The sequence below is a fragment of the Mesorhizobium shangrilense genome (assembly GCF_040537815.1).
GTDB lineage: Bacteria > Pseudomonadota > Alphaproteobacteria > Rhizobiales > Rhizobiaceae > Mesorhizobium > Mesorhizobium shangrilense.
In genome coordinates, this window is sequence record NZ_JBEWSZ010000048.1 from 1 (window position 1) to 1,098 (window position 1,098).

Sequence of the window (1,098 nt, forward strand, 5' to 3'; positions counted from 1 at the left end):
GGCGACATTGTCGTCATGGACATGTGTGGACGCCCCCGTCAGCGCAAGAAGAATCTTTTATGAAGAATGAGGAGCGTGGTCGGGTGCTGACATGTGTCCGGCCTCCGATGCGGCGTTCGACATGCCGCGGGCCCGTATGGGAGTTCGCGGATCGGGTCCAATTCAACCTCGCGCGCTCAAGACGCGTATCCATGATCTGGTTTTCCCGATCCCGTCTCGTTGACCGTTGCGCCATACTCTCCGTTCGACCTTCTCACACTTTGGCAGCCCGCTCAGGGGAGCGGACTTTATCCCGCCAAGGCTGGTGTCCGATAGGTTCCGCCCTTGGCCATTAATGCCCAGACGATGCGCGCCGTCTTATTGGCAAGGGCGACGATCACCAGCATGGGCGGCTTGCGGCTCAGCATCCGCGAAAGCCACGGATCAGCCGTCGCGCCCTTGCGCATTGCCCAGCGCACGGTAGCGCTGGCCCCAATGATCAGCAGCCGACGCAGCGTTCGTTCTCCCATTCGGGACGTTTCGCCAAGCTTCTGCTTTCCGCCCGTGGACCGTTGCAGCGGCGTGAGGCCAAGCCATGACGCGAAGTCGCGCCCTCTCTTGAAGGTTGCAGCCGAAGGAGCCAACGCTGCAAGCGCTGTTGCGGTAATCGGCCCTATCCCAGGAATGGTCATCAACCGTCTGGCTTCTGCATCTTCCCTGGCGCGTCGAGCGATCTCGCGGTCGAGCACGGCCACCCTCTCGTCCAGCGAGCGGAGTTGCTCGACGAGCAGAGACAGGATCGGCCGGGCGGCTTCGGGAATGGCGGAATCCTTGTCCTCGATCGCCGCGACAAGCTTAGTCACATGGAAGAGACCCTGTGCGGCCACCAGCCCGAATTCAGCAAGATGGCCTCTTACCGCATTGATGGTTTGGGTCCGCTGGCGCACCACAAGATCGCGAACGCGAAACACCATCGCTGCGGCCTGCTGCTCTTCGCTCTTTACCGCAACGAACCGCATGGTCGGCCGCTGAGCCGCTTCACAGATCGCTTCCGCGTCAGCCGCATCGTTCTTCTGCCGCTTCACTAATCGTCAGGTGACCATAATGCGGAGGAGCGCG

General features: G+C 61.7%; 1 pseudogene. It reads right to left on the reverse strand.

The features are described 5' to 3' along the window. Window positions 1-287 precede the first annotated feature (287 nt). Window positions 288-1,064, reverse strand: a pseudogene (locus ABVQ20_RS40445) (IS110 family RNA-guided transposase); the annotation flags it as partial. Window positions 1,065-1,098: the final 34 nt, after the last annotated feature.